Origin of the sequence: Nonomuraea sp. NPDC049784 (assembly GCF_040659615.1) — a bacterium.
GTDB lineage: Bacteria > Actinomycetota > Actinomycetes > Streptosporangiales > Streptosporangiaceae > Nonomuraea.
On sequence record NZ_JBFAMX010000089.1, the window covers coordinates 21,540 to 28,095 of the forward strand.

Below are 6,556 nucleotides of genomic sequence, written 5' to 3' on the forward strand. Positions count from 1 at the left end.
GACAACACCGCCATCACACCACTAGGCTTGCGGGCATCACCGGCAAAACCGTGCGGGAGAGCGCCCTGACAGCCGGTCAGGGTCCCTGAAGGAGCAAGCCCTCCCCGCAAACCTCTCAAGGCAAAGGACCGCGCGGCGGATGGTGACCTCTGGAAAGCAGGCCTGTGGGGCCTCGCCGAAGGTGAAAGTCCGGCAAAACTCGGGCGAAGCTCTCAGGCATCGATGACAGAGGGGGAGGATGCTGGCATCCGATCCTGTCCAGAGGTGCGACAAATGTCCCGACCCACACCGCTACGAGACGTTCACGAGAGCCTCGGCGCCACGCTCACCGACTTCGCGGGGTGGCTCATGCCGCTCCGGTACGGGAGCGAGTCCGCGGAGCACAACGCCGTTCGCCAGTCGGCCGGGCTGTTCGACCTCTCGCACATGGGCGAGATCTTCCTGACCGGGCCGCAGGCCGGCGAGGCCCTCGACTACGCGCTGGTCGGCCACCTGTCGGCGCTGGTGCCCGGGCGGGCCAGGTACACCATGATCGTCAATGAGCGCGGCGGGGTGCTCGACGACCTCATCGTCTACCGGCTCGGTGACGCGGAGTTCATGGTCGTAGCAAACGCCTCGAACTACGAAAAAGTCGGAAATGAGCTGAAAGAGCGCGCGAAGGCGTACGACGTGGTGGTCGAGGACCGCTCGGACCAGTACGCGCTGATTGCCGTGCAGGGGCCTCGATCCCAGGAGATCCTCGCCACGCTCACCGACGCCGACCTCGCCGGGCTCAAGTACTACGCGGGCCTGCCCGGGCTGGTCGACGGGCGGCAGGCGCTCATCGCCCGCACCGGCTACACCGGCGAGGACGGGTTCGAGCTGTTCGTCGCCAACCAGGACGCGGTGCCGCTCTGGCACGCCCTCATGGCGGCGGGCGAGCCGTACGGGCTCAAGCCCGCAGGCCTGTCCAGCCGCGACACGCTCCGGCTCGAGGCGGGCATGCCGCTGTACGGGAACGAACTCGGCGTCGAACTGACCCCATTCGACGCGGGGCTGGGCAGGGTGGTGAAATTCGACAAGCCGGGCGACTTCGTCGGCAGGTCGGCGCTCGAGGCGGTCAAGGACGACATGCCGCGGCGCCGTCTCGTCGGCCTGGTCGCGCGGGGACGCCGGGTGCCGCGCCACGGCTACCCGGTCACCAAGGACGACGCCGTAGTCGGCGAGGTCACCAGCGGTGCGCCCTCCCAGACCCTGGGCAGGCCCATCGCGATGGCCTACGTGGACGCCGGCGTCGAATCAGGCCTGGCCGTGGACATCCGGGGCAGCCAAGAACCTATGGACCTGGTAGAGCTGCCCTTCTACAGGAGGAACAAGTGAGCAACATCCCTGACGACCTGAACTACACCAAGGAGCACGAGTGGGTGGCGGGCCTCGACGACGGCATCACCGTGACCGTCGGCGTCACGGCCTTCGCCGCCGACTCCCTTGGTGACGTCGTCTACGTGCAGCTCCCCGAGGTCGGCTCGACCGTCGAGGCGGGCGACTCCGTGGGCGAGGTGGAGTCCACCAAGTCGGTGAACGAGATCTACACCCCCGTCGGCGGTGAGATCGTCGAGGTGAACCAGGTCGTCGTGGACGACCCGAGCCTGGTCAACAGCGACCCGTACGGCGAGGGCTGGATGTTCAGGGTGCGCGTCGAGGGCGAGCCCGAAGACGTGCTCTCCGCCGCGGAGTACACGGCACTCACCTCGGGCGAATCCTGATCCACCAGCCGGGGCCCCTCGCGGGCCCCGGCCCTGCATGAAGGGCGCACAATCAATGGCGATCAGCGTCTTCGACCTCTTCAAGATCGGCATCGGCCCGTCGAGCTCCCACACGGGAGGCCCGATGGCGGCCGCGCACAAGTTCGCCCGCGGACTGCACGACGACGGCCTGCTCTCGCAGGTCACGCGCGTCGAGGCCATCCTGTACGGCTCACTCGGCCTGACCGGCAAGGGCCACGGCAGCGACAAGGCGGTCCTGCTCGGCCTCTCCGGCGAGAAGCCCGAGCTGGTGGACGTCGACTCCATCGACGGCCGGCTGGCCGAGATGCGCGAGTCGGGCACGGTCAAGCTGTACGGGACGCACGAGATCCCCTTCGTCGTGGGCGAGCACCTCGTCTTCGAACGCAAGATCTCGCTGCCCGAGCACCCGAACGGCATGCGCTTCACCGCGTACACGGCCGATGGCGAGAAGCTGAGGGAGAAGGTCTACTTCTCGGTCGGCGGCGGCTTCGTCGTGGACGAGAAGGCCACCGGCGCCGACCGCATCAAGCCGGACGACACCGTCCTGCCCTACCCCTTCACCACCGGGGAAGAGCTGCTCAAGCACTGCTCCAACACGGGCCTGTCCATCTCGGCCCTCATGCTCGAGAACGAGAAGGCGTTCGGCCGCACCGAAGAGGAGATCCGCTCGGGCCTGCTGCGGCTCTGGGAGGTCATGTCCGAGTGCGTGCGCCGCGGCATCACCAAGGAGGGCGTCCTGCCCGGCGGCCTCAAGGTCAAGCGCCGCGCCAACCAGCTCCACCGCCGCCTGCAGTCCGAGTCGGCCGAGAAGGACCCGCTGCAGGCCATCGACTGGGTGACGCTGTTCGCGCTGGCGGTCAACGAGGAGAACGCCGCCGGCGGCCGCATCGTCACCGCCCCCACCAACGGCGCCGCCGGCATCATCCCGGCCGTCCTGACGTACTACACCCGCTTCATCCCCCACGCGGACGAGGAGGGCGTGGTGCGCTTCCTGCTGACGGCGGGCGCCATCGGCGTGCTGTTCAAGGAGAACGCCTCGATCTCGGGCGCCGAGGTGGGCTGCCAGGGGGAGGTCGGCTCAGCCTGCTCCATGGCGTCGGCCGCCCTCACCGAGGTCCTCGGGGGCACGCCAGAGCAGGTGGAGAACGCGGCCGAGATCGGCATCGAGCACAACCTGGGCCTGACCTGCGACCCGATCGGCGGCCTGGTCCAGATCCCATGCATCGAGCGGAACGCCGTGGCCTCCAACAAGGCCATCACGGCCGCCCGGATCGCCCTGCGCGGCGACGGCCGCCACTTCGTGGCCCTCGACAAGGCCATCAAGACCATGCGGGACACGGGACGGGACATGCTGGATAAGTACAAGGAGACGTCGCGCGGCGGACTCGCCGTGAACGTGATCGAGTGCTGAACAACCCATCGAGTGGTACCATAATGTTGTACCACTCCTAGGGGGGGTCGTGTCCATCACCGCCAGCGAAGCCCGCCGTCGACTGTTCCCTCTCATCGAAGAGGTCAACAACGACCGCACCGCCGTGGAAATCGTGTCCAAGAGCGGCAACGCCTACCTTGTGTCCGCAGAGGAATACGAAGCGCTCCAGGAGACGGCCTATCTTCTCCGCTCTCCAGCCAACGCACGTCGGTTGATCGCGTCCTACCAGGAAGCAGTCGAAGGGCGTCACGAACGGCACGAACTACTGGACGACGAGGCTGCGGGGTGAAGGTCGCGTTCACCAGCCAGGGCTGGGAGGACTACGTCCACTGGCAGACGGCCGACCGGCAGATCCTCAAACGGATCAACCGGCTCATCGAAGACATCCTGCGTGATCCCTACGAGGGCATCGGCAAGCCGGAGCCGCTTAAATACGCACTGGCGGGTGCGTGGTCGCGGCGCATCACCGACGAGCATCGCCTGGTATATCTCGCCGCGAACGACGAAATCGTCGTCCTGCAGGCCCGGTATCACTACGAATAGCCGGCGCATGGTATCCCGCGAAAGCCGGATACCCGGAAAAACAGCTGGGCCGGACTGCGGCGGGAAATAACCGAGCTCCACATCGACACCAGTCATATTCACTGCTCACCGCGCCCGGAAATCCCGAGCGAAACCGCCGGTCGCAGACAGCGACACATTTGCCGAGCGGAACACGACGAGCACATGGGGTGTGCGGGCGGGGGGACTCGAACCCCCACGGTGTCTCCACCAACAGGACCTAAACCTGCCGCGTATGCCATTTCGCCACGCCCGCGCAGCTCCCGCGAAGCGGGCCGCACATAGTTTAGCGCTCCGAATGGGCGTGAGGCGCGAGTGTTAGTTGAGCCTGCGAAGACGGCCGCGGGCCCTTGATGTAGGGCCCGCGGGTGGAGGTCAGCTCAGGCCGAGCTTCTTCTTCAACGCCGCCACATGGCCCGTGGCCTTCACGTTGTAGAGCGCCTGCTCCACCTTCCCGTCCGCGTCGATGACGAACGTCGAGCGGATGACCCCCACGACCTCCTTGCCGTAGAGCTTCTTCGTGCCGTACGCCCCGTACGCCTGGTGGACGCCCAGGTCGGGGTCGGACAGCAGCGGGAAGGTCAGGGCGTCGCGCTCGGCGAACTTGACCAGCTTCGCGGGCTTGTCCTTCGACACGCCGAGGACGACGAAACCTTCGGCGGTCAGCTGGTCGAGGCTGTCGCGGAAGTCGCAGGCCTGCTTGGTGCAGCCGGGCGTCATCGCGGCGGGGTAGAAATATAGGATCACCCGCTTGCCGCGGTAAGCGTCAAGGGAGACGGGGGTGCCGTCGGCGGCGGGTAGCGTGAACTCGGGCGCGGCGTCGCCGGGCGCGAGCTTGGTTTCGGTCAATGTGCCCTCCTGAGTTCTTCCCGCCAACTTACCGGCCTGGCCGCCGTGCCGTACGGCGTGCCGACCTGACAGACTGATCACGACCACAACGGACGGAGCTCGCACGGCACGCGGAGCGGGCGCGGCCACGCGTACGGTCGAGAGGAGAGACATGGCTGACACCGATCCCGACGAGTTGGAGCGGCGGATCGCGCGGACGCGAGCGGAGTTGGCGCAGACGGTTGACGCCATTGCCGACCGGGTGAGCCCCAAGCGGGTCGCCGAGCGCACGGTGGCCGACGTCAAGAGCCGGGCCACGAACTTCGTGGCGTCCGTGGGCGACGCCCTGGGCGTGACGCCGCGGCCGGCCGCGTACAGCGACGATGCCGATGGGGCGTGGGAAGAAGAGCGGCCCGACCTGGCGCCGGTGCTGATCGGAGTCGGGGCCGTGCTGGTCGTGGGGGCGGCCATCGTGCTCTGGCGCCGCCGCAAGCGCCGCTGACCCGCCGGCCCGGGGGCGGTCGGGCGTTCAGAGGAAGGTCCGGCCCTCGCCCCGGTACGTGGGCACCGACTCCACCAGGGTGTCGCCGTCGATGAGGTGGAGCGTGTCGAAACGCTCGCACATCTCGCCCGCCTTGGCGTGCCTGAACCACACCCTGTCCCCGATCCGCAGGTCCTCGGCCGCCTGGCCGAGCAGCGGGGTCTGCACCTCGCCCGCCCCCTCGTCAGGGGCGTAGCTGAGCCCGGCGGGCAGATAAGGCTGGGGCAGGCGGCTCGGCCCAGGGGCGCCCGAGGCCAGGTAGCCGCCGCCGAGCACGGTCACCGTGTTCGGGCCCGGGCGGCGGACCACCGGCAGGGCGAACAGCGCGGCCGGGTGCCCGGTGAAGCGGCGGTAGAAGTCGAACAGCCTCGGATGGAAGAAGCCGGATCCGGCCGCCACCTCCGTGATGGCCTTCTCGCGCACGGTCCGCTCGACCGACCCGGTGCCGCCGCCGTTGACGAACTCGAGGTCGGTGACCTGGCGGACGGCGTTCACGATGCGGCCGCGCCTGAAGATGAGGTCCCTGGCGGAGCGGGCCTGCATGATGCGGATGGCGCGGGTGTATGCGGCGTTCGCGGGCGGGGCGTCGCCGACTCCGGCGATCTGCGCCTCGTACGCCATCAGCCCGGCCAGCCTGAACCCGGGGCGCTTGGCGATGGCGGTGGCCAGGTCGGCGGCCTCCTCCGGCTCGCGGATGGGTGAGCGGAGAGCTCCAGCCCGAAATTTCCCGCCGAAGGCGACATATCCGGCGTCGATGTCGATACATATCCGGATCTCGGCGCGAGGGTGGACCTCTGCCACGGCCGCCTGGGTGAAGTCCAGGTGGGCGAGCGAGTCGATGGTCACGGTGATGTGCCCGGCCGCGTCGGCGTTCCCGGCCAGCTCGGACAGTGCGTGCCGATCGGCCGTCGGGTACGCCACCAGGATGTCGGTGAAGCCGTGGGAGGCCAGCCATAGGGCCTCGGGCAGGGTGAAGGCCATGATGCCCTGGAAGCCGTCCATGGCCAGGATGTGCTCGAGCACGGGGCGGCTGCGTACCGACTTGCTCGCCACCCGGATCGGCTTGCCCGCCGCCCGCCGTACCAGGTCCGCCGCGTTGGCCCGCATGGCCGCCAGGTCGAGGATCGCGAGCGGTGGTTCGAGCGTCGCTGTGGCCCGGTCGTAGCGCTGGCGATCGTCCATATGAGCAGCGTAACGGCATATAGGACAAATGAATATGAGCGCTGTTCGCATTAGTGCCTGGCGTCGTAATGTTCGGGCAAACGGGCGGCGAGGGCGCGGTTCTGGTCACGGGGCACCCATGTACGTCTGTCGTTGTGATGACCACGCTTCAGCAGACAAGGCCCGTCGCCGCCGTCACGACGCGGCAAACCGGGCTGCGCAGAGCGAGAAGGGCGCTCAGGCCGGCGCGTACCCTCCCTGGAGCCT

Annotated in this window: 8 protein-coding genes, 1 tRNA gene and 1 riboswitch; of the genes, 6 read left to right on the plus strand and 3 right to left on the minus strand. The window is 68.2% G+C overall.

All coding sequences use genetic code 11. The features are described from left to right. Positions 1-43: 43 nt before the first annotated feature. A riboswitch (glycine riboswitch) is annotated at positions 44-141 on the plus strand. 132 nt (positions 142-273) lie between these two features. The 5 genes from gcvT to AB0J09_RS20375 are packed head-to-tail and all read left to right on the plus strand — an operon-like array spanning position 274 to position 3,741. Further along, the gene (gene gcvT, locus AB0J09_RS20355; protein WP_360692976.1) at positions 274-1,359 is read left to right on the plus strand and encodes a glycine cleavage system aminomethyltransferase GcvT; all 1,086 of its coding nucleotides are present in this window, start codon (positions 274-276) and stop codon (positions 1,357-1,359) included. Then, positions 1,356-1,745, plus strand: coding sequence for a glycine cleavage system protein GcvH (gene gcvH / locus AB0J09_RS20360; RefSeq protein WP_360692979.1), 390 nt, complete (start codon positions 1,356-1,358; stop codon positions 1,743-1,745). The genes gcvT and gcvH overlap by 4 nt, the downstream gene beginning before the upstream one ends. A 55-nt stretch (positions 1,746-1,800) precedes the next feature. Beyond that, complete coding sequence (locus tag AB0J09_RS20365; RefSeq protein ID WP_360692982.1) at positions 1,801-3,177, plus strand: L-serine ammonia-lyase; 1,377 nt, start codon at positions 1,801-1,803, stop codon at positions 3,175-3,177. Between the two features lie 49 nt (positions 3,178-3,226). Then, a complete protein-coding gene (locus AB0J09_RS20370; RefSeq protein WP_360692985.1) occupies positions 3,227-3,487 on the plus strand; it encodes a type II toxin-antitoxin system prevent-host-death family antitoxin in 261 nt (86 codons plus the stop codon). After that, positions 3,484-3,741 (plus strand): Txe/YoeB family addiction module toxin, encoded by a 258-nt coding sequence (locus AB0J09_RS20375; RefSeq protein WP_360692988.1) that lies wholly within the window; start codon positions 3,484-3,486, stop codon positions 3,739-3,741. Before AB0J09_RS20370 ends, AB0J09_RS20375 begins: the two co-directional genes overlap by 4 nt. A 191-nt stretch (positions 3,742-3,932) precedes the next feature. On the opposite strand, the gene AB0J09_RS20380 is transcribed toward AB0J09_RS20375, so the two are convergent. Together AB0J09_RS20380 and bcp are read right to left on the minus strand one after the other, a co-directional pair. After that, positions 3,933-4,015 (minus strand) — tRNA-Leu (locus AB0J09_RS20380). Between the two features lie 119 nt (positions 4,016-4,134). Then, positions 4,135-4,608, minus strand: a complete 474-nt coding sequence (gene bcp, locus AB0J09_RS20385; protein ID WP_360692991.1) for a thioredoxin-dependent thiol peroxidase — start codon at positions 4,606-4,608, stop codon at positions 4,135-4,137. A 151-nt stretch (positions 4,609-4,759) separates the two neighbouring features. Between bcp and AB0J09_RS20390 the strand changes: the two genes are divergently transcribed. After that, a complete protein-coding gene (locus tag AB0J09_RS20390) occupies positions 4,760-5,089 on the plus strand; it encodes a DUF3618 domain-containing protein (RefSeq protein WP_360692994.1) in 330 nt (109 codons plus the stop codon). Positions 5,090-5,116: 27 nt separating this feature from the next. Here AB0J09_RS20390 and AB0J09_RS20395 read toward each other — a convergent pair whose 3' ends face one another. Then, positions 5,117-6,310, minus strand: coding sequence for an amino acid deaminase/aldolase (locus tag AB0J09_RS20395; protein ID WP_360692997.1), 1,194 nt, complete (start codon positions 6,308-6,310; stop codon positions 5,117-5,119). Between the last annotated feature and the right edge of the window lie 246 nt (positions 6,311-6,556).

Excerpts from the sequence above, each read along its gene's own strand:
- gcvT (WP_360692976.1), top strand. The coding sequence starts at position 274 with ATGTCCCGACCCACACCGCTACGAGACGTTCACGAGAGCCTCGGCGCC.
- AB0J09_RS20365 (WP_360692982.1), top strand. The coding sequence starts at position 1,801 with ATGGCGATCAGCGTCTTCGACCTCTTCAAGATCGGCATCGGCCCGTCG.
- AB0J09_RS20390 (WP_360692994.1), top strand. The coding sequence starts at position 4,760 with ATGGCTGACACCGATCCCGACGAGTTGGAGCGGCGGATCGCGCGGACG.
- AB0J09_RS20395 (WP_360692997.1), bottom strand. The coding sequence starts at position 6,310 with ATGGACGATCGCCAGCGCTACGACCGGGCCACAGCGACGCTCGAACCA.